Annotated in this window: 21 protein-coding genes and 1 tRNA gene; 13 read left to right on the top strand and 9 right to left on the bottom strand. The window is 65.3% G+C overall.

What is annotated here, in order from left to right:
- Positions 1-153: 153 nt before the first annotated feature.
- The 5 genes from OL358_RS01515 (at position 154) to OL358_RS01535 (ending at position 5,175) form a co-directional block, all read left to right on the top strand.
- Positions 154-816 (top strand): fasciclin domain-containing protein, encoded by a 663-nt coding sequence (locus tag OL358_RS01515; protein WP_264708174.1) that lies wholly within the window; start codon positions 154-156, stop codon positions 814-816.
- 205 nt (positions 817-1,021) lie between these two features.
- A complete protein-coding gene (locus OL358_RS01520; protein WP_264708176.1) occupies positions 1,022-2,359 on the top strand; it encodes a serine/threonine-protein kinase in 1,338 nt (445 codons plus the stop codon).
- A gap of 48 nt (positions 2,360-2,407) precedes the next feature.
- Positions 2,408-2,480 (top strand) — tRNA-Lys (locus OL358_RS01525).
- Positions 2,481-3,148: 668 nt separating this feature from the next.
- Complete coding sequence (locus tag OL358_RS01530; protein WP_264708178.1) at positions 3,149-3,997, top strand: Abi family protein; 849 nt, start codon at positions 3,149-3,151, stop codon at positions 3,995-3,997.
- A gap of 443 nt (positions 3,998-4,440) precedes the next feature.
- Positions 4,441-5,175: an SDH family Clp fold serine proteinase gene (locus OL358_RS01535; protein WP_413631329.1), complete on the top strand. Its 735-nt coding sequence runs from the start codon at positions 4,441-4,443 to the stop codon at positions 5,173-5,175.
- Between the two features lie 101 nt (positions 5,176-5,276).
- Here OL358_RS01535 and OL358_RS01540 read toward each other — a convergent pair whose 3' ends face one another.
- Positions 5,277-6,164, bottom strand: a complete 888-nt coding sequence (locus OL358_RS01540; RefSeq protein ID WP_264708181.1) for an ImmA/IrrE family metallo-endopeptidase — start codon at positions 6,162-6,164, stop codon at positions 5,277-5,279.
- Positions 6,161-6,616: a helix-turn-helix domain-containing protein gene (locus OL358_RS01545; RefSeq protein ID WP_264708182.1), complete on the bottom strand. Its 456-nt coding sequence runs from the start codon at positions 6,614-6,616 to the stop codon at positions 6,161-6,163. The genes OL358_RS01540 and OL358_RS01545 overlap by 4 nt, the downstream gene beginning before the upstream one ends.
- A 115-nt stretch (positions 6,617-6,731) precedes the next feature.
- Here OL358_RS01545 and OL358_RS01550 point away from each other — a divergent pair, with 115 nt between their 5' ends.
- Genes OL358_RS01550 through OL358_RS01560 form a run of 3 tightly spaced genes read left to right on the top strand, consistent with a single transcriptional unit; the run spans position 6,732 to position 9,017 of the window.
- Entirely contained in the window at positions 6,732-7,160 is a 429-nt protein-coding gene (locus tag OL358_RS01550; protein WP_264708183.1) for a hypothetical protein, read from the top strand.
- Positions 7,161-7,174: 14 nt separating this feature from the next.
- Positions 7,175-7,537 (top strand): hypothetical protein, encoded by a 363-nt coding sequence (locus OL358_RS01555; protein ID WP_264708184.1) that lies wholly within the window; start codon positions 7,175-7,177, stop codon positions 7,535-7,537.
- Between the two features lies 1 nt (position 7,538).
- Positions 7,539-9,017 carry a ThiF family adenylyltransferase gene (locus OL358_RS01560; protein WP_264708185.1) on the top strand — a complete coding sequence of 493 codons (1,479 nt, stop codon included), beginning with the start codon at positions 7,539-7,541 and terminating at the stop codon, positions 9,015-9,017.
- Between the two features lie 153 nt (positions 9,018-9,170).
- Here OL358_RS01560 and OL358_RS01565 read toward each other — a convergent pair whose 3' ends face one another.
- Together OL358_RS01565 and OL358_RS01570 are read right to left on the bottom strand one after the other, a co-directional pair.
- Positions 9,171-10,499 (bottom strand): hypothetical protein, encoded by a 1,329-nt coding sequence (locus OL358_RS01565; protein WP_264708186.1) that lies wholly within the window; start codon positions 10,497-10,499, stop codon positions 9,171-9,173.
- 391 nt (positions 10,500-10,890) lie between these two features.
- Complete coding sequence (locus OL358_RS01570) at positions 10,891-11,472, bottom strand: hypothetical protein (protein WP_264708187.1); 582 nt, start codon at positions 11,470-11,472, stop codon at positions 10,891-10,893.
- 37 nt (positions 11,473-11,509) lie between these two features.
- Between OL358_RS01570 and OL358_RS01575 the strand changes: the two genes are divergently transcribed.
- A complete protein-coding gene (locus OL358_RS01575) occupies positions 11,510-11,653 on the top strand; it encodes a hypothetical protein (protein WP_264708188.1) in 144 nt (47 codons plus the stop codon).
- A 157-nt stretch (positions 11,654-11,810) separates the two neighbouring features.
- Positions 11,811-12,359: an AAA family ATPase gene (locus OL358_RS01580; RefSeq protein WP_264708189.1), complete on the top strand. Its 549-nt coding sequence runs from the start codon at positions 11,811-11,813 to the stop codon at positions 12,357-12,359.
- A gap of 82 nt (positions 12,360-12,441) precedes the next feature.
- Here the strand turns inward: OL358_RS01580 and OL358_RS01585 are convergent, their stop codons facing one another.
- Positions 12,442-13,050 (bottom strand): recombinase family protein, encoded by a 609-nt coding sequence (locus tag OL358_RS01585; protein WP_264710207.1) that lies wholly within the window; start codon positions 13,048-13,050, stop codon positions 12,442-12,444.
- Between the two features lie 139 nt (positions 13,051-13,189).
- Here OL358_RS01585 and OL358_RS01590 point away from each other — a divergent pair, with 139 nt between their 5' ends.
- A complete protein-coding gene (locus tag OL358_RS01590) occupies positions 13,190-13,654 on the top strand; it encodes an SRPBCC family protein (protein ID WP_264708190.1) in 465 nt (154 codons plus the stop codon).
- Positions 13,655-13,726: 72 nt separating this feature from the next.
- Here the strand turns inward: OL358_RS01590 and OL358_RS01595 are convergent, their stop codons facing one another.
- Positions 13,727-14,353: a LuxR C-terminal-related transcriptional regulator gene (locus OL358_RS01595; RefSeq protein ID WP_264708191.1), complete on the bottom strand. Its 627-nt coding sequence runs from the start codon at positions 14,351-14,353 to the stop codon at positions 13,727-13,729.
- On the bottom strand, positions 14,350-15,537 hold the full coding sequence (locus OL358_RS01600; RefSeq protein ID WP_264708192.1) for a sensor histidine kinase: 1,188 nt from the start codon (positions 15,535-15,537) through the stop codon (positions 14,350-14,352). Before OL358_RS01600 ends, OL358_RS01595 begins: the two co-directional genes overlap by 4 nt.
- 163 nt (positions 15,538-15,700) lie before the next feature.
- On the opposite strand from OL358_RS01600, the gene OL358_RS01605 reads away from it, so the two are divergent.
- On the top strand, positions 15,701-16,771 hold the full coding sequence (locus OL358_RS01605) for an ABC transporter permease (RefSeq protein WP_264708193.1): 1,071 nt from the start codon (positions 15,701-15,703) through the stop codon (positions 16,769-16,771).
- On the top strand, positions 16,768-17,463 hold the full coding sequence (locus tag OL358_RS01610) for an ABC transporter ATP-binding protein (protein WP_264708194.1): 696 nt from the start codon (positions 16,768-16,770) through the stop codon (positions 17,461-17,463). The genes OL358_RS01605 and OL358_RS01610 overlap by 4 nt, the downstream gene beginning before the upstream one ends.
- 101 nt (positions 17,464-17,564) lie before the next feature.
- On the opposite strand, the gene OL358_RS01615 is transcribed toward OL358_RS01610, so the two are convergent.
- A complete protein-coding gene (locus OL358_RS01615; RefSeq protein WP_264708195.1) occupies positions 17,565-18,710 on the bottom strand; it encodes an RNA polymerase sigma factor in 1,146 nt (381 codons plus the stop codon).
- Positions 18,707-19,114: a YciI family protein gene (locus tag OL358_RS01620; RefSeq protein ID WP_264708196.1), complete on the bottom strand. Its 408-nt coding sequence runs from the start codon at positions 19,112-19,114 to the stop codon at positions 18,707-18,709. The genes OL358_RS01615 and OL358_RS01620 overlap by 4 nt, the downstream gene beginning before the upstream one ends.
- Positions 19,115-19,180 lie beyond the last annotated feature (66 nt).

Below are 19,180 nucleotides of genomic sequence, written 5' to 3' on the forward strand. Positions count from 1 at the left end.
ATGGCCCGTCCCCCGCTTCGTACCATCGCAATCCGGTTCCAATCCGTTCTGCTCCAGCCTCCGAAGAGCCCGTGTAGCCGCTCTTGCGGCACACCCCCGCACCGCGGGGCCTGCAGATCACGGTCCGCACCGGACCTCTACGAGGAGGAAGTCATGTCCCGCATCACAAAGAAGCGCGTCTCGGCCGGTCTGGCGCTCGCGCTCGCTGCCACGTTCGCGCTGTCGGCATGTTCGATGGGCGGAAGCGCCGCTCCGTCGGATGAGCCCTCGAGCCCCGCGATGGAGGAGTCCGAAGCACCCGCCGAGGAGATGGATCCCGCGGCGAACCTCGTCGGCCCCGGCTGCGCAGACTACGCCGAGGCCGTGCCGGACGGCGCCGGCTCCGTCGCAGGCATGGCGCAGGACCCGGTCGCGACCGCGGCATCCAACAACCCGCTCCTGACGACGCTCGTCGCCGCGGTGAGCGGACAGCTGAACCCGGACGTCGACCTCGTCGACACGCTCAACGGTGACGAGTTCACCGTGTTCGCACCGGTGGACGAGGCGTTCGCTGCGATCGACCCCGCGACGATCGAGGCTCTGAAGACCGACAGCGAGACGCTCACGTCGATCCTCACCTACCACGTGGTCCCCGGCCAGGTCGCTCCGGCTGACATCGCCGGCATGCACACGACCGTGCAGGGTGCCGACCTCGAGGTCACGGGTTCGGGCGACTCGCTCATGGTGAACGGCGCCAACGTCATCTGCGGTGGAGTGCAGACGGCCAACGCGACGGTCTACCTCATCGACGCGGTCCTGATGCCTCCCGCACAGTGACCGACCTGCCGGCTTCGGCCGGTTAGGGCGGCGTGGCCGCCGGTGCCTGGCGAGGTGCACCGGCGGCCTCGTCGTGCTCCCGGCAATGCACGCGTCCCGCAGGCTCGTCAAGGGTGTCGTTCCGGGGCGGGTGAGGGCGTAGCGTCGGAGATCGCTCGGCCCGACGATCGACTCCCCCGCGACCGCGAGACCGGCGGGGAGGACCATGTCGGATCTGCGCGAGGCCGGTGACCTGTCGACCGGCGAGATTCTGGACCACCGGTACGTGCTCAGGGAGCGCATCGGCGAGGGCGGGATGGCACGCGTCTACCGCGCCGACGACCAAGCACTCGGCCGCACCGTCGCGATCAAGGTCCTTCGCGGCGTCGACGCGATCGGATCGGTCGATCGCGCCAGGACCGAGACGACGCTCCTCGCCGCACTCAACCACCACGGGCTGGTCACCCTCTTCGACGCCCACATCTCCGACGAGGGCGCGAGCTATCTCGTCATGGAGTACGTCGACGGGATCACGCTCCGAGAGCGCATCGCGCAAGGCCCGATCCCGCCGGCCGAGACCGCGTCGATCGCCGTCGATCTGGCGGAGGCGCTCCACGTCGCGCACTCCTCCGACATCGTCCATCGCGACATCAAGCCCGCGAACGTGCTGCTGTGGAAGTCACCACTGCCCGGACGAGAATGGCGCGCGAAGCTCGCCGATTTCGGAATCGCGCATCTGCTCGACTCGGCGCGCGTCACGACCCCGGGCATGATCATCGGAACGGTCGCGTACGTGGCGCCCGAGCAGGCGCGCGGCGAGGAGCCCGCGCCACCGGCCGACATCTACGCACTCGGCCTGCTGCTCATGGAGGCCCTCACCGGCAAGCGGCCGTTCGCCGACGCCGAGGGCATCGGCTCGGTGATGGCACGGCTCGCTGCACCGCCGGAGGTGCCCGGATCGGTGGAGCCCGCGTGGCGAGGGCTGCTCCGCGGCATGACCGCGATGCGTCCCGAGGATCGCCCGACGGCGCTGGAGGTGGCGATCACCGCTGAACGCCTTGCGCTCGGGAGCGCGCCGCTCCCCGCCGCGCTCGCCGAGGAGCCGACGCAGGAGACACCGGTCATGAAGACCGGCCCGACACGGATGCTGCCCGCGCTGATGGTCGGCGATACCGGCGCCACCGCGCTGATGCCGCCGCCCCTCCCTGTCGCCGCGGCGCCGGCTCCGGGTTCCGCAGTGCCGCGTCCGGCGGGACGCGACGACCGGCGCCGGCGAACGGTCCTGATCGCCCTCATCGTCGCGGCCGTGCTCGCAATCGGGGCGGTGTCGGCCTCGCTCTGGTGGTCGACGAAGGCCGGCGGTGCAGACGTGCCCGAGCCCGTGCCCACCGTGGTCGACACTCCGTCGCCGCAGCCGAGTGAAACGTCCGTCGTCGACACCCCCGCGCCGCAGCCGAGCGAACCCGGGACCGATACCAGCGGAAACGGCAAGGGGAACGGCAACGGCAACAGCGGGCCGGGCAACAACAACGGGAACGGGAAGGGGAACGGCAAGAAGCCGTGACCTGCTAGGACGATCGGATGCCACGCGGGAAGTAGGCTTGGAGGCCGCGGGCCTCTAGCTCAGTCGGTAGAGCATCGGACTTTTAATCCGCGGGTCGTGGGTTCGAGCCCCACGGGGCCCACCGCATCAACTCCCCACCGCCGAGCGCGCCGTCTGCCGGGCGTGCACCGTCAAGTCTCCCCCGCGCCGGGCGCGGAACAGCTCGAGGCGACCGGGGTCGATCCGGCCGATCTCGCGCAAAGCGGCGCCGACGTAGGTCTGCGCACCTCGGGGTCGGCTGCGGGCTGTGGCGTGCGGGCCGCTCGAGCGATGACGCACACGCGCCGGGTCGAGCGAATCCGATTGCCTCTTCGTTCGTCGGGCGCCTTTCGGGCATCGGACCGCCCGCGGTAATCGTTCGCTCGCCGCGCCAGCGAGCTGACCGGCCGCGTCGCTCCTTGAGTCGCACCTATGCCGACCCGCTACCGGGCAGGGAGGCTGGGGCACGTCGATCCCGGACGAGGACGCGCGGATCTCGCGAGTCAACTAGCCCGTGGTCGAGCCCGGCAGCCTACCTCCGAGCGCGCGACCGTGCTGATCGACTTCCTTCCAGATTCCTGGGCATCGGGAGTATGCGCTTGAGGCGGGAACCGTATCTAGCTAAGGTTGATCTCAACTAGACCCGCCAAGCCTCTCCACGATGCTCAAACCGGCGGGTTATTTTTTCTTGTGCCACAAAGCCGACTAGAGATCGTACGAGGGTCGACGCCCTACCTGAAGCCGCCGCTCGACCTCGGGGCGCAGGCAGAGTTGCTGATCGCACGAGGCCTCCAGTGCGATAGGCCAGCGCTTGTAGCGTCGCTTAGCAGGATTGGCTATTACCGACTCACCGGCTACTTGTGGTGGTACCGCCTCGACGCCGAGCCTTCGGGATCGGCCGAGCTGATCCCTGGCACGACACTCGACGATCTGCATCGCCTCTATGAGTTCGACGCGAAGCTGCGATCGATCGTGATGGCCATGACCGACGTTATAGAGGTGTGGTTCCGTGGCGCCTTCGCCAATACGACGGGAATCAGGCTTGGTGCGTTCGGCTATCTCGAGCGTGCCAACGCTCTCGGTGCGGATGCACTCGAGCGTGATAAGCGGAAACTCACCGAAAGACTTGAGGATCCGAGTGAGAGCTTTCTTGCGCATTTCCTGGAGAAGTACTCGAATCCATACCCGCCCGTGTGGATGATGGTGGAGCTTTCGTCGCTCGGCTTGCTTTCGAAGTGGTACGACAATCTCGCCTCGGCGTCGCTTAGGCAGTCGATCGCCGATGGAGTGAGGCTCAACCACTCAGTCCTAGGCGGGTTCTTGAGAACGTGGACGGTTGTTCGAAACGTCGCAGCGCATCATGGACGCCTATGGAACCGACGCTTCGCGACGAAGATGAGCGCACCCAAGAAGCCTGAGTTGTTGAGGATCGCAACCGACGGCGCAGACTACTCTCGCATCTACCCGTATCTGGCAACCGCTGCGTACCTGACGAGTGTCATCGACCCGTCGAGCGACCTCCGCCAACGACTCGTGAACCTGCTGCTGTCTGCGGACGATGGATGGCTCGACGAGATCGACGCACCTCGGGCATTCGAGAACGATTCAATCTGGCTGTAGTGCGGCCCCGATCGACGCTCGATGGAGGACCAGCTATGGAGTCGCCTCGCTCGATCGCATACGCGCCTCGCAAACTGAGCACTGGCGTGTCTACAGCTTCAATGTCGGTGGTCCAGGCTGTACTTTGCAAGGAACAGGATCGGGAGGCTCCTCATGGCGAGACGGTCAGATTCAGCACGCGCAATGACGCCCGCGCTGGCGCCACCGGTCGGCGCGGATCCGAGATGGAGTGAGAAACGGGACATCGCGATCCGCGCTCGGGAACTCGCGGCGCAAGCCCGTCAGGGCAAGCCGGCGAGCTTTCGGAGCGGTGTCGGGCGAATCGCTCCGTGAGCGGGTCTTCTAGCGCGACTCATCTGTTTGCCGCGCAACACGCCGATCGGTACGCCCGCCAGGACCTCATTCGAGAATACGAGGAACTAGTCGGGGCTCGCCTAATCGTCATGATTGACCAGGTGTTCCCCTACGCCACGACTCTCGTCGAAGAGTTGTTGACTGGTGCGGATTCGTCAAAGCCGTTGCACCTGCTCTTATCGACGCCCGGCGGCGATGGTGAGGTAGCTGTGCGCCTCGTTCGTGCGATGAAAGCTCGGTGCACCGAGTTGACCATCATTGTGCCCGACATGGCGAAATCGGCTGGCACGATCATGTGTCTCGGCGCGGACAGAATCATTATGGCCGCCGGAAGTGACCTCGGTCCCATCGATCCCCAGATGCAGATCGGCGGGTCACTTGTTGGTGCTCGGGAGATAGATCAGGCGTTGCGCGACGCGGAAGAGCGCGTCGCTGCAGAGCCGAATGCTTTCCCGTTGTATGCAGGCCTACTGTCGGACGTCAACATGCTAATGATCGAGCAAGCCCGCTCGGCTACTGCTCGCACGTACGACCTGATCGACGAAGCACTCACTTGCAGAGGACTTAACGAGGAAGCACGTAAGGCGATCACGGAGGCAATCCGAGGGCCGCTAGTAGACGACGCGAAGAATCACGCCGCGACTGTCGGCCCCGAACTCGCCGCGAAGATGGGGCTTCCCGTCGAACTTGCCGATCCCGCAAGCGACTCCTGGCACCTGATCTGGTCGTTGTGGACGCGCTACTTCCAGCTCGGAGCTTGGCCAGCAGCACAGAACGCCGTTTACGAGGGCCAGCGCGCGTCACAGGTACTCACTCGCGGCTGAAGTCAACTGTCGCACGGTGTGCGGAGACACCCTCCAAAGCCTTTGGCAACGACGGCGGTCGACCAAGTCGTGGCGACCTCCGTCGGTGGCCACGGCGCGATTCAGATGAGGGTGAGCCGTTGTCCGGCGGCCCGCGATCGCCGAGCGAGAACGATGAATCCGTTGCGGCCATTTACGAATCCCTCGGCTGCGAACCGGACTGCACCTCTGTTGGTCTGCAAGACCATCTCACATGCGTCGATCTTGCCTCTCTTGTCGGGGCGGATCGCCGAGATGCCGGGGTAGATTGCGGGGGTCAACGCCTTGGGCAACATCTGCCGGACCGGCCCGTACTTCTTGGCGAAGCTGACGGACTGGCTAGTTATACCCTCGAAGATCGGTAGGGCGCCGCTGGCGCTCGAGAACATGCCTGTCCCCACGACGGCAACGGGTCTGCTGCTATCGGAGATGTAGCGCCGGATGGCCGCGGCTGCTGAAACCTGATACCGGCCGTTCAGGGCAAGTGGTACATCGAGTGATGGAGCCCAGTCATCCGCTTCTCGGTTGAACCGATCTCCGGCAAAGAGGATCTCCGCCGAGAAGAGGTTCGCTTCGAGCTCCAGCAGGTCCCGGGTGTCTGTGGCAAGTGTGTGGTAGTCATCTGCAAAATAGGCGAGTCGGTGCCACGGGAGTGTGTGGTGGCCAATCTCATGCGCCTCTGTGAATCTTCGGCGATCGAGGGTTAGGGATGCGTCAACGTAGTAGCGCCGCTCCTGCACGTCCAATAGGCCGAGGACTGTACCTCGAAGCTTGTGAATGATCGCTCGGATGCCGGCAGGCAAATCGATGTGCCCACCCAGATCGAACAGCGCCTCCTTATGGAGCTCAGCTGCAGCTGCGATGTCGGCGAGCGGGACGGGAAGTTCTTCACCCGCTGATGCCGCGCGCAATGCGCCACGCGCGTATCGTCGAACGTCTCGCTCGCTTGAGAGCAGCTGCAGCGCGGTCATCGTTGGTCCCCGCGCTTTTGACGGATGAACGCGAGATAGTTGCGCAGTTCCGCAGCCTCGTCTTCGGTCAGTTCTTCGAGGGCACGCAAAGGGATGCCTGCCAACGCGCTCGGACGCACGGCGTCGCCATCATTCGGGACATGGTGACCCGCGCGCCGCATGAGGTCGCTGTAGTCGATCCCGTACACGTCGGACAGTTTGTAGAGAACATTCGGGGAAGGGCGATCGACCGCGTTGCTCTCGATCTGGGACAGATAGCCGTTGGTGATCTGGGTTTGTGCTTCCACCCCCCGGAGACTCAGGCCGGTCGCCTTTCGACTCTTCTTGAGATGGTCCCCCAATCTTTCCTCGGCGGTCGAGCGGGGCGCGAGCGCGACGATGGCGGCTACGGCGACGATGCCCAGCGCCAGCGCCGACGTAATCGGACGAAGAGGTTGTGTTGTTGACCGCATGTAGCAAGTTTGCCCGAATCTGCTTGATCTGTCGAGCGCTTGCGCTCCGCGGGATGCATGCGTACTCTATCAAGCAGATGCCGCACAGATCGTGCGCCGAGAAGGGAGGGTCACGATGACCCCCAGCAGCCCCATCAACCTGCAGATCAACATCGATGGCACGGCTTACAACGTTCACGACTCCGACCAGGAGGCTGCAGCACTGCTGCGCCTCGCTGATCACGACCCGAAGACCTTCGACCTGTTCCTCGTGAAGAAGGATGGCGTCGAGGTGAAGATCCGTGACAACCAGATCGTCAACCTCGAGGACGGCGATCGGTTCGTCTCCCGCCGGAACCTCCGGTTCACGATCGATGGTGAGCCGTTCCGCAGCTACGACGACGATCAGGCGGCCGCCGCACTGGTGCGCCTTGCGGGCCTGGATCCGGCTGTCTTCGACCTGGCCCGCGTCGGAAGCCCTACAGCGTTCGCGGACGACGAGATCGTCACGATCGCTGACGGCGACGCGTTCGTCACCATTAAGCACGTCGGTGGCGTGGCGTGAGCGAGGCACCAGAGTTGTCCGAGGCGTCCCAGCAGTTCATCGCCGACATGACTGCTGCGGGCGCGTCGGCGCGCGCCGACGGACCTCGCATCCTCTATGACGTCGTCGCTGTCGGGGGCGCTCTCGCCGGCCAGACCATTACGACCGGCGTCAGCATCTCCGAGGTGCAGAGCTGGCCCGCTGTGCCACCCCACTGGATTCACCTTCCGGCGTCCGTCCACTTCACCGAGACCAACATGGACGAGACAGACTGCGCGCCCGGTTATGTGAGGCATTCGCGTGACTACAACTACACCGACACCTCCATCCGCCCCGCACGCGCGTGGCTGAGCCACGTCCGCGGATTCATTTCGATCGCGATCGCTGAGGCGGCCTGACATGCGCTACTCCGTCGCGATGAGCGGCGACACCGAAGCCGTCATGCGCGACCACCTGTTGCGTGAGGACGGTCAAGAAGACGTCCTTATCGCTACCTATGTGCTCTCCACGGGGATCGAGCGAACCACAGCAGTGATCCGGTCCGTCATCCTCCCTCGAGACGGAGAGCGGCACGTCCACGGCAACGCGTCGTTCACCAGCGCCTACGTGCTCCGCGCCGCGCACGAGGCACGAGTCGCGGGGCATGGACTCGCGCTCCTACACTCCCACCCAGGTGGCCACGGCTGGCAGCGCCTCTCGCGCACCGACTGGGAGACCGAGTCTGACTACGAACGAGTGGCCCGCTCCGCCACGAAGATGCCGATGCTTGGAATGACGCTCGGCGGCGAAAACATCGCGTGGTCGGCGAGGTTCTGGTTCGACCGGACCGAACCGACATGGGCAGAGTCCGTCCGCTCCGTCTCTCCCGTGCTCGCCGTCACGTGGAACGACGAGCTGCGCCCGGTCCCCAAGATCACCGGAGCACAGGAGCGAACAGTGTCGTCGTGGGGCGATCGCTCTCAGGGCAGGATCGCACGCCTCCGCGTTCTCGTCGTCGGAGCTGGAAGCGTTGGCCTGGATGTCGCTCAGCGCCTTGCCGCGACCGGGCTCATCACCGTCGGCGTGATGGACTACGACGCGGTTGAGCGCCGAAACCTGGACCGCATGATCGGCGCAACTCGGCTCGATGCCGCGCTCGGCCGCGCAAAAGTAGACGTCGCGGCGCGGCTGATGAAATCTGCCGCAACCGCCGACGTCATCGACGTTCGGCGCCACGAGGTCAGCATCACCGATCCTGTCGGCGTCAGCATCGCGCTCGACTATGACGTGATCTTCTCCTGCGTCGACCGACCCTGGCCCCGCGCCGTACTCAATGGGATCGCGTACGCCGACCTCATCCCCGTCATTGACGGAGGCATCGCATTGACCACGTTCCCGGACGGGCACATGCGAAACGGTATCTGGCGGACCCACACCCTCACCCCCGGTCGGCCGTGTATGGCCTGCATCGGCCAGCTGGTTGCAGGCGAGGTGTCCTTGGACAAGCTGGGGCTCCTCGAGGACCCTGAGTACATCGAGGGCGCCGGGCGCGAAGCACCGTCGCACCAGAATGTCGCCGCTCTCTCGGCGAGCGTCAGCGCCTCCCTTCTGGCCCAGTTCGTGAGCCTGGTCGCCCATCCGGGCAGCCGAGGGGCGCCCGCGCCGCTCCACTACGTTCTCTCCACGCACACCTTGATGCAGTCCGACACATCATGCGGGCCCTACTGTGCCTACGAGAACGCGACCAGGACGGGCGATCGTCGCACCCCAATCGCCGAGCACCGGAACGACTGGCGAGAGGAAGTCGAGGCGCGCAAGGCGAAGAGGCACCCGCTCCGACTCCGGATCCTTTCGAGCGTCGAGTACCTGCTGCAGCGGTACACCAATCGCCTTCGGTAGTCGGCCCATGCCTATGAATCGGAGCGGTCAAGTAGCGCGAAGGCGAACGATACGGGTCCCACACCTCGCTCCCCGCGACGGCCCCGCTTACGCGCACCGCCCGGATGGGGATCGAGCCGGGTCGTGGGCTCGGCAAGTCATCTCTGTCGGCAGCTACAGACGGCCGGCTGGCCGACCGAGCGCTGCGGCATAGCGCACGGCGATGCTTCGCGGTTCTTGACCGCGCCTCCCGCTCAGCCAACCTCCGATCGTTTCAGCGACGCCTGTGAGGGTGGCAGCAACGGCTGCGCCGACGGCGACTGCGACGCCGTTGCTAGGATCCGTGACTCCGCCCGCAACCGCGGACGCCACAATTGCCACGCCGGCGGGGAGTGCTCGGTCGCGCGCGTGCCGTTTGAGTGAGCTCGACCTGATACCGACCGCGAGCTCTTTCGCTGCGTCGTTCATTCGGGCTTCGAACTCCTTAACGGCGCGCTCCCTTTCCAATCGGTCCCGCGCCACCGCCGTGCGGTTGTCATCGAGCGCACGTCGGAGGTGGCCGCGGAAGAGTTCGAAGGAGTCGTCGCGACGAATTGTCACTGCTTCATCGACGGTGAGCTGCATCCCATCGAAGCTCGGGATGTCACCCAGCGACGCCATTCCCACATATTCCGTGTGAGTTGTGGCCCCCGCTATGTCCGAGTCGACCAGGGATGAGCTATTGACGAGCTCGCGGAAAAGGACTTCCTCTGAGGGGTTGAGAAGTACCACGTCAACCTCTGGATCGTCGGTGCAGACGGCGAGTTGCCACGACAGGTGGAGAAGGGCCTGCGCAGTCGACCTCATCGCGGCGTGCGCGACCCGAGGATCAGAGAACCTTTGCGGCGGAAGGCCAAGCAACACGATCAATTCCTCGCACTGGCGAAGTATTTGCTCACGACCCGTCTCGCTGAAGGCGTAGTAGCCGGCAAAGATCTCCTCGAAGTTGGTGAAGACCGTCATCCCTGGATCGATGCCGAAATGAGCGAGCACCGCGGCACGATCGCCTGACTTCAGTGATGGACGCGCGTGCTCGACCGCCAGCACGCCTGCTTCGAAGAGCGGCTCCAACTCGGCGTATATGAACATCATCCGTTTGAACAGCTTGATTGCTCTGAGGTCGTCGCCTAGGCGCGCGGCCTCGCGAATCTCGACGAGGGGGTCAGCTATGGCGAGACCGTCGTACAGCAGCAGCAGCGTAAGCGCGTCGTCCGCGATCCCATGTCTCTTCCGGCCTGGACGCAAGAGCCCGTGGGGGTTGAAGGGGTGATGGCTCAGCAGTGGCCACATACCCACGGTGGCTCTGTCGACAAGCGATCGCGATGTGACGTCCCAGTCGTCGGCTTCGAGGACGGATATGACGTCCTCCATAGGGTCACGAAGCTTCCTGAGTGGCTTCCAGTCGCTCGGAATAAGCGCTAGCCCTTCTCTGATCGAAACGATCGGGTTTTCTCTCAATCCCATCCCCCAGCGACGCGACGGTGAGCCCCCACACTGCCCGAGCCCTTACGGCTGATGATGTCAGCCGTCACCGTTGTGTCGCCATAGTTGGCCAATGTCGCGAGCGACTTTGCTTCGCTGACAGCGGCATGCATGCTCGGCGATGGTCGGCGCGGTTCCATTCGGCATGCGCTGCTGTCGCCTGCCGGTGTGCGGGATGACCGTCCCTGATAGTTCGCACGCCCGCTTGAGGATCCGGTGGTGAATGCGGACACGGCGGAGTCTGTGCGCAAGCTCGACCAGACGTTCGGCGTGGTCTCGCCGGGTACAGGCTGATGCCTCTCCCGCGACCTGAGACCCCGACACGGGGACATCACACTTCGAGTCTGTTTCGTCTGGTCCCGCGCCGAGGCAGCTATTGAATTGTCAGCAAGCGATCCAATTTCGACAGGGTGCTATCTGTGCTGGCCGCGCCTTCCGCGTACGCCGAGATTAGGTCAGCTACGTCCAGAACAATCCCGACTGCCTCGTCGCTGTCGTCAAATCCCACGTTGAGGTCGATCGTCCAATCCTGCACGAACCGGAGCAGTTCAAGATCCCGTCCAAGTGCGTAAACCCTCACGTTCGCCAGCTTCTCGTTGAACGACACAAACCAGCGCGTGATCTCGTCGAGACTGTCTGGCCCGTCCCGAATGTGAATTCGAGCGATGAGGGCGGTAGCGACCATCCCCCACCCTCGACGTAGCTCCCGAGAGGAGCGATCTTCGCGCTCGCGCTCGCGATCGAGGTGGGCTTCTCGACGTTCGAATTCTCTCTCTCGCTTATCCTCCGCTCGCTCAGACTCTCGGAAACGTCGATCCTCTGTGCGCTCTGCATCGCGCGTGAGGCGATCGCGGCGGCGAAGATCGAGGGCGAACAGCCACGTACCGATTGCACCAACCGCGGCGCCGGCGAGGGCGCCCCACATCGTTGCCCAAAAGGTTGCCCAAAAGTCCACGAGCACACGCTAGCGCCGGTGCTTCATCTCATCCGGGATGCGACGCGGCTCCAGGTCGGCGTCGAGGGCATTCAAGACCGTCCCCGGCCGCCACTTCCTCGTCGCATTCCGCCTCTACGGCACCGAACACGCCTTCTACGACCAAACCTGGAAACTCGACGACCTCATCAAGATCGACTGAACCAGACCCTCCCAAGTGAGCAGGAACGAACGCCACCCTCCCCCCACCGGGCACGGCCCGTTTGAGGATCCCTATGCGGGCGGTGCTCGAACGACACACGCGCCCGCGGATCTCGGTGGCCGAGTGTGTTCGAGACCTGAGCAGATACGTTTGTGCGATGACTGCTTCGGATGCCTGGAGTCAGCCGACGGTTGTCATCGTCACTGGTTTGCCCGGCACGGGCAAGTCGACGATTGCGGATCGGCTTGCACAGAATGCGGGCGTTCCCGCGTTCTCTGGAGACTGGTTGCTCGGCGCGATCGCGCCCACGGGCGTTCTCGACGACGTTGATCGCGCAGTCACGATGCAGGTGTACGAGGGATTGTTCGAGGCGCTATTCCGTCGCCAGCTTATGCTGGGGCAATCCGCGATCCTTGACTGCCTGGCATCCGACCAACTTGTCGACCGGTGGTCTGCGGTGGCGGCACAGGCCGGCGGACGCGTCGTCACCGTCGAATGCGTCTGCTCCGACGAGCGGGTCCACAGGGCGCGGATCGAGGGCCGACAACGGAACATTCCGGGGTGGCACGAGATCGACTGGGCACACGTCGAGTTCATGCGCCAGACCACCAAGCCGCTCACAGTACCTCGACTAACGCTCGACGCGATCGATCCGATCGAAGCGAACCTGTCCTCACTCCTGAGCTACACGGGCTGCAACCGCTGAAAGCTCATCTAGACGATCGGTCAGCGGGCGGTTTGCGCCAAGGGGCGATGAGGGCGGGCGGCGGGGCATCGGCGACGCGGATTCAGAAAATGTGCGCTTCGCAGGTGGCAAGGAATGCCAGTCGACGACGCTTCAGCTCGCGGTAGACGGTGGCACGGGAGACGTTGAACAGCTCGGCGATCTCAGTCTGTGTGTACTCGCCCCGATCCTGGACGTCGAAGAGAAGCTTGCGCTGGGTCATCGACAGCTTCGGCTGCTTGCCCTTCAAGTGGCCCTTCGCACGAGCCACCGCCATCCCTTCTCTGGTGCGCATGCTGATCAGGTCGCGTTCGAACTCCGCGACCATGGCGAGCACGTTGAAAAGCAGCCTTCCGACCGGGTCTGTCGGGTCGTATCTGCTTCCGCCGAGACTGAGTGCGACGCCCTTCGTCGTGAGTTCGTCGGCGATGTCGCGTGCGTCCTTCACCGATCGGGCGAGCCGGTCGAGTTTGGTGACGACGAGGGTGTCGCCTTCTCGGACGGCGGCGAGTGCCTCGCGCAGTCCCGGCCTGGCCCGGTTGGTTCCGGTCAGCCCATGATCGACGTAGATGTTCGAATCGATGACCCCCAGTCGCAGTAACGCGTCGCGCTGCGAGGTGAGGTCTTGATCCGCCGTGGAGACCCTGGCATAGCCAACCTGTATTCCGTTCATGCCGCCGACGGTGCCACCATCATCGCGGATACGCACCCAGGATGGATCCTCATGCGCGCCGTGCACGGATCAGAGAGGTCGGCGGGCGTCCTTGAGGCAGTCCTGTGCGAGTCCGTGGTGGGTTCGGCAGACTTATGCCATGGCTCTCACGCGGATGCGTATCGAAGCAGAGGTCCTCGTGCCGCAGGCTCTCACTGATGTGTGGGACTTCCTCAGCGATCCGAAGAACTCCGAGCTGTGGGACAAGAGCGTTGCGAGCATCGAACCCGTCGACACGCGGCCGGTCGGGCTGGGCTGGGAGGGTACAACGACGGCACCATCGGGCATGCGCCAGAGCTTCCGGATCAGCCGGTGGGAACCTCCGAAGGCGTTCGCGTTCCAGTTGCAGCAGTCGTCGATGTTCCGCGAGGCCGAGTTGAGCTTCCACCTCGAGCCGACCGCCGGCGAGGTCCTCATCCTTCATCGACTGGACCTGCAGTTGCGCAACGTACTGCTTTACCCGGTGCTGCGGCTCACTGCGAAGCGAGCGCTCGGCGCTGACCTTCAGTCCCTGAAGGACTGGCTGGCCAAGACCTATCCCTCCGGGAGAGAACAACGATCGTAGATCGCAGGACCGCACGGATCGTCCACCGTGCTGCGGACTTCGTGTCACGCGGGATGACGGTGTGAGGCACATCTAGCGCAAGATGCCGCGTTCTCTGGCTGCCGAGACGGCTGCGGTTCGTGAGGTGACCGCGAGCTTGGTGAAGATGTGGGCGAGGTGGGATTTGACGGTGGTCTCGCTGACGAAGAGCTCTGTTGCGATGTCGGTGTTCGAGTGGCCAGCTGCGACAAGCTTGAGTACTTGCATCTCGCGACTGCTGAGGCTTGCTTGGGGGGCTCGCATGCGGTTCAGGAGTCGAGAGGCGATGACGGGAGCGAGGGCGCTTTCGCCGGCCGCGGCTGCTCGGACTGCTGCTGCGAGCTCGTGGGGTGGAGCATCTTTGAGGAGGTACCCGCTGGCGCCGGCTTCAACGGCTCCCAGGATGTCGGCGTCGGAGTCGTAGTTGGTGAGCACGAGAACGTAGGGGGCTGCGTCGAGGGCGCGGATACGTCGTGTGGCGTCGGCTCCGGTCGTTGATGCTTGGGCGCCGAACTGGAGATCCATCAGTACGACGTCAGGATTGCTGTGTTCTGCCGCAGTGACCGCTTCATCTGGTGTGGCAGCTTCCGCGATGACGTCTATGTCTCCCTCGAGGGCGAAGAGAGCCACGAGTCCCGCGCGGACGATGGGATGGTCGTCGGCGATGAGAAGCCGGATCATGTGGGCTGCTCCAAGGTGAGCTCGATGGTCAGTTGTGTTCCTCCGCCGGGGTAGGTGTCGATGGTGAGGCTGCCACCGAGTTGTTCGGCGCGTTCGCGGATCGCCTGGAGCCCGAACGAATCTGAGTGCCCGCGCGATTCCACGGTCGCGAGGTGGGGATCGAAGCCTTCTCCGTCGTCGGCAATGGTGAACTGCAGTCGCTCGTGATCGGCGGCGAGGGTGATGGTCGCGGTGGTGGCATGCGCGTGCTGGATGACGTTGGCGATGGCCCCCTGCGCGATTCGCAGGAGCGCCGTTTGGACGTGCATGGGTAGATCGAGTTTGTCGGATACCCGCACGTTGACCTGAAGTCCTTGCGCTGCCCATCGAGTGTTGGCGAGTCTCCGCAGTGCCCCGCCGAGTCCGCGGTCGTCAAGGTCGGGCGGGGTGAGTTCGCGGATGAACCGGCGTGCATCGGCAAGATTGTTGGCTGCAGTTTCGCGTGCGAGGCGGATGTGTTCGGCACCAGGTCGATCAGGGTCGGCTTTTTCGGCGGCGTGAAGGAGCATCTGGATGCTGGAGAGGCCCTGCGCGACGGTGTCGTGGATTTCGCGGGCTAGCCGGGCGCGTTCGGCGAGGACTCCGGATTCGTGTTCGGTTGCGGCGAGCTGTCCTCGGGTCGCGAGCAGTTCGCGCATGAGGGTCTCGCGTTGTTCCGCCTCGCGGGCAAGAGCCTGGTAGCCGAGACCGATCAGGAGGGCGACTCCTGCCCCGATCAGTGGGCCGACGACTCCCGCGAGACTCCATCCGTTATGGATGCCGAGCGCACAGATCGCGGTCACGGTAGCGAGCACGATCGCTGCAGCGCCCCACCAGGGGCCGAGGAGGTGGAGGTAGAGGAAGAACAGGGGGAAGACGAGGTACGCGGCTTCGGGAGTCAGCCACAAGAGGACCACCCACTCGAGCGTGAGCGCCGCCAACCAGAGCAGGCGCACGGCGTGGGCATTCTGACCTGTGGTCCTGGCCTTTATCGCCCCGACCCCGTATGTGGCGATCATCCCCAGCGTGAGGACGATAGCGGCGACGCTGTTCTCCGTGGGTGAGATCACTGCACGGACGATGACCAGAACGGCGAGAGCAGCGAAAAGTACATGCAGTCCGGTGCGCAGACCCACGAATACGGGGGTGAGCGCAGTGTGGGGCATGGACCGAATCCTACGCATCGACAGGGCGACGGCATCGTCCGAAAGGATGACTTCCCCAGCCACCCTTCAGTCGGCAAAGCCTGTGCGGGCGGGCGATGAGATGGCAGGTCAAGAAAGGAAAAGTGGTACGGGTCCCCAGCTCGGGTGACAGGAAAGGAATCTCATGTTCGTCGCGCTCCGCGACCTACGCTTCGCCCGCGGCCGATTCGTCTTGATCGGGTCGGTCGTTGCCCTCATCACCGTTCTCGTCGGGTTCCTCAGCGGCCTCACCGGCGGCCTTGCCACCCAGAACATCTCCGCCGTCCTGTCCATCCCGGCAGATCGAGTCGTCTTCTCTGCGCCCACCACGGACGGCGCGGCCGCAAGCTTCTCCGACTCCACCATCACAGAACAGCAGACCACCGCCTGGGACACCGCGGCCGGCGTCACCTCGACGGAACCGCTCGGGATCAGTCAGACCCGGGCAGAGGCCGGCGACGTCCGCATCGCGATCGCCATCTTCGGGGTGCAGCCCGGCTTCAACACCACCGCACCCTCCCAGGACGGCCGGGTGAGTCTCTCCGCTCCCGCAGCCAAGGACCTCGATGTGGCCACTGGTGACGACGTGACGATCGCCGGGACCACATACACCGTCGAAACTATCGCTGGCGACGCCTGGTACAGCCACACCCCCGTCGTGGAGATGACCCTCGCCGACTGGCAGGCCTACTCGGCAGCCACTGGCAACCCCGACGCGTACGCGACGGTTCTCGCTGTCACGGGGGCACCGGACTGGGAAACCACAGACACCGCGAACTCCACCGTCTCTCAAACCATCCTCGGGTCATTGACCGCGCTCAGCGCGTTCCGCTCCGAGATCGGATCCCTCCTGCTGATGGTCACCATGCTGTTCGGGATCTCCGGCCTCGTCATCGGCGCCTTCTTCACCGTCTGGACCATGCAACGAAAGGGCGACATCGCCGTGCTCAAGGCACTCGGCGCCAGCACCTCCTCGCTGGTCCGGGACGCTCTGGGCCAGGCGCTGATCGTCCTGGTCCTGGGGATCGGCACCGGGTTGGGACTGGTCACCCTCTTCGGCACCCTCGCCGGTACCGCCCTGCCGTTTCTCCTAAGCCCCCTCACGACACTGCTGCCCGGCGCGATCATGATCACGCTCGGCCTCGCTGGCGCCGCATTCGCGCTCCGTTCCGTGACCTCCGCCGACCCCCTCACCGCCCTCGGGAGCAACCGATGATCCGCCTCGACAACATCACCCTCACCTTCCCAGACGGCGACAATCGCATCACCGCCGTCAACCAGGTGAGCCTCACCGCTCACCCGGGAACCGTTACCGCCATCACCGGCCCGAGCGGCTCGGGGAAGTCCAGCCTCCTCGCCGTCGCCGCGACCCTCATCCGCCCCGACACCGGACAGGTCATCATCGACGACGTCGATGCCACCCGCCTCACTCCCGGCGAAGCGACAGAGACCCGCCGAACCAAGATCGGCATCGTCTTCCAGCAGTCCAACCTCATCTCGTCCCTGACCGCGCTCGAGCAGCTGTCGGTCATGAACGAGCTCGGCGCACGCCACTCCCGCCGAAACCGAGGCAATGCGACCAAACGCGCCGAGACGCTCCTGGATGCGGTGGGACTCGCCGACCACCGAGACAAACGACCCCACCAGCTCTCCGGAGGTCAACGCCAGCGAGTGAACATCGCCCGTGCCCTCATGAACGACCCCAGCGTGCTCCTGGTCGACGAACCGACCAGCGCACTCGACCAGGAACGCGGCGCCAGCATCATCCAGCTCATCGTCCGCCTGACCGACCAGCTGAACACCTCGACGCTGCTCGTCACCCACGACCTCGTCCACCTGCCCCGGATGCACGGCGTCGTCAACCTCGTCGACGGCGCACTCGTCGACACCGTCTCTGCCGCCGCGTAACGGATCGGCGGTGAGGTTCCCCGAGAAGTTCGGCTTCAAGTCAGTAGGTGAGCTGCCGGCGAGCCAGGACCGTCGCGTCGCTCAGCGGATGCAGCAACCGCTCAGCCGGCGCCCCGGAGCCGCTCGGCCTGGCGCAGCAGGTGCTGCTGCTCGAGGACGCTGGTCGCCCGGCGCGCCGCTTCCGCGTACTCGGATGCCGCGGCATCCGTCTCTCCCGCCCGTTCGTGCATATACGCGAGCGCGGCGTGAAATCTCGGCACATCGACGTCCACCGCGGCGAGCGCTGCAAGACCGGCTTGCGGACCGTCCGCCTCTCCGACAGCGACCGCGCGACCGAGGCGGATGACGGGCGAGTCGCCGAGGCGGAGGAGCTCGTCGTACCACTCGACGATCTGCACCCAGTCGGTCTCCGAAGCGCTCGACGCATCCGCATGCAGCGCGGCGATCGCAGCCTGCGCCTGATACTGGCCCAGTGCGTCGCGGGCCAGTGCCTCCTGCAGGATGTCGACGCCCTCCGCGATCGCCGCGGTGTCCCACAGGGCGCGGTCCTGCTCGGCGAGCGGAATGAGCCGGCCGCCGACCACTCGAGCCGGTCGCCGCGCGTGGTGGAGGAGCATGAGCGCCAGAAGGCCGCGGACCTCGGGCTCGTCGGTCAGCACGGCGAGCTGTCGCGTCAGGCGGATCGCTTCGGCGGCGAGGTCGATCTCGCCCGAGTAGCCCTCGTTGAACAGCAGGTAGAGCACGCGCAGCACTCGGGACAGGTCGCCGCGCTGGTCCAGCGGGATTCCGGCGAGCCGCTGCTTCGCGCGACTGATCCGCTGTGCCATCGTCGCCTCCGGCACCAGGAAAGCATCGGCGATCTGGCGGGTCGTCAGCCCGGCGACCGCGCGCAGCGTGAGGGCGATCGAGGATGTCGCGGTCAGTATGGGGTTCGTGCACAGGAAGTACAGCGCGAGCGTGTCGTCGCGCTGAGGCACCGGGCCGACCTCCGGCTCGGTCGCGAGGCGCTCCTCGCGCGTGGCGCGGGCCGCGTCGCCGCGCACCTGGTCCAGGAACGCCCGCCATGCGACGGTGATCAGCCAGGCCCGGATGTCTCGGACCTCGTCGAGGTCCGCTCGCTCGAGCGCTCGCACGAGAGCGGTCTGGACGGCATCCTCGGCCGACGCGAAATCAGCGCCGCGCCGGACGAGGATGCCGGTGACCTCGGGGATCGCGCGGCGCAGGGCCGTGGCGTCCGAGATCGTCATCCCGCGTCTGCCGGGGGCGCGCTCATCACCTCGCGCAGCTCGAGCCACTCGCCCAGCGGCGTGCCGCCGGCCCACGGCGCCGCGGACAGCTCCGAGGCGAGCTCGAGCGCCCGATCGTACGAGTCGACCTCGATCAGCATCCACCCCGCGATGAGATCCTTCGTCTCGGCGAATGGGCCGTCGACGACCGGCGGGCGTCCCTCCCCATCGAAGCGCACCCACGCGCCGCCCATCGCGAGTCCCTCCGAAGAGACGAGCTCCCCGGACTCGAGGAGGCGTCGCTCCATGTCCCCCATGTACTGGATGTGCGCAGCCCACTCGTCCGGCGTGAGCTGGTCCATCGGAACCGAGTTCACGGCGGGGCGACCCCCTCGGTAGTGCTTCAGCATCAGGTACTTCGGCATGTCAGCCTCCCGTTCGTGCGGCCCATTCTGGCCGCTTCACAATGGAGACGGAACCGAACCCGCGTT

Source organism: Microbacterium sp. SSM24, from assembly GCF_025989145.1.
GTDB lineage: Bacteria > Actinomycetota > Actinomycetes > Actinomycetales > Microbacteriaceae > Microbacterium.

Bases quoted from the DNA above. Each gene is read 5' to 3' on its own strand.
- OL358_RS01585 (WP_264710207.1), bottom strand. From the start codon at position 13,050: ATGAACGGAATACAGGTTGGCTATGCCAGGGTCTCCACGGCGGATCAA.
- OL358_RS01565 (WP_264708186.1), bottom strand. From the start codon at position 10,499: ATGGGATTGAGAGAAAACCCGATCGTTTCGATCAGAGAAGGGCTAGCG.
- OL358_RS01540 (WP_264708181.1), bottom strand. From the start codon at position 6,164: ATGACCGCGCTGCAGCTGCTCTCAAGCGAGCGAGACGTTCGACGATAC.
- OL358_RS01580 (WP_264708189.1), top strand. From the start codon at position 11,811: ATGACTGCTTCGGATGCCTGGAGTCAGCCGACGGTTGTCATCGTCACT.
- OL358_RS01545 (WP_264708182.1), bottom strand. From the start codon at position 6,616: ATGCGGTCAACAACACAACCTCTTCGTCCGATTACGTCGGCGCTGGCG.
- OL358_RS01615 (WP_264708195.1), bottom strand. From the start codon at position 18,710: ATGACGATCTCGGACGCCACGGCCCTGCGCCGCGCGATCCCCGAGGTC.
- OL358_RS01515 (WP_264708174.1), top strand. From the start codon at position 154: ATGTCCCGCATCACAAAGAAGCGCGTCTCGGCCGGTCTGGCGCTCGCG.
- OL358_RS01550 (WP_264708183.1), top strand. From the start codon at position 6,732: ATGACCCCCAGCAGCCCCATCAACCTGCAGATCAACATCGATGGCACG.
- OL358_RS01610 (WP_264708194.1), top strand. From the start codon at position 16,768: ATGATCCGCCTCGACAACATCACCCTCACCTTCCCAGACGGCGACAAT.
- OL358_RS01600 (WP_264708192.1), bottom strand. From the start codon at position 15,537: ATGCCCCACACTGCGCTCACCCCCGTATTCGTGGGTCTGCGCACCGGA.
- OL358_RS01560 (WP_264708185.1), top strand. From the start codon at position 7,539: ATGCGCTACTCCGTCGCGATGAGCGGCGACACCGAAGCCGTCATGCGC.
- OL358_RS01620 (WP_264708196.1), bottom strand. From the start codon at position 19,114: ATGCCGAAGTACCTGATGCTGAAGCACTACCGAGGGGGTCGCCCCGCC.
- OL358_RS01535 (WP_413631329.1), top strand. From the start codon at position 4,441: ATGATTGACCAGGTGTTCCCCTACGCCACGACTCTCGTCGAAGAGTTG.
- OL358_RS01605 (WP_264708193.1), top strand. From the start codon at position 15,701: ATGTTCGTCGCGCTCCGCGACCTACGCTTCGCCCGCGGCCGATTCGTC.
- OL358_RS01520 (WP_264708176.1), top strand. From the start codon at position 1,022: ATGTCGGATCTGCGCGAGGCCGGTGACCTGTCGACCGGCGAGATTCTG.
- OL358_RS01590 (WP_264708190.1), top strand. From the start codon at position 13,190: ATGGCTCTCACGCGGATGCGTATCGAAGCAGAGGTCCTCGTGCCGCAG.
- OL358_RS01595 (WP_264708191.1), bottom strand. From the start codon at position 14,353: ATGATCCGGCTTCTCATCGCCGACGACCATCCCATCGTCCGCGCGGGA.
- OL358_RS01575 (WP_264708188.1), top strand. From the start codon at position 11,510: ATGCGACGCGGCTCCAGGTCGGCGTCGAGGGCATTCAAGACCGTCCCC.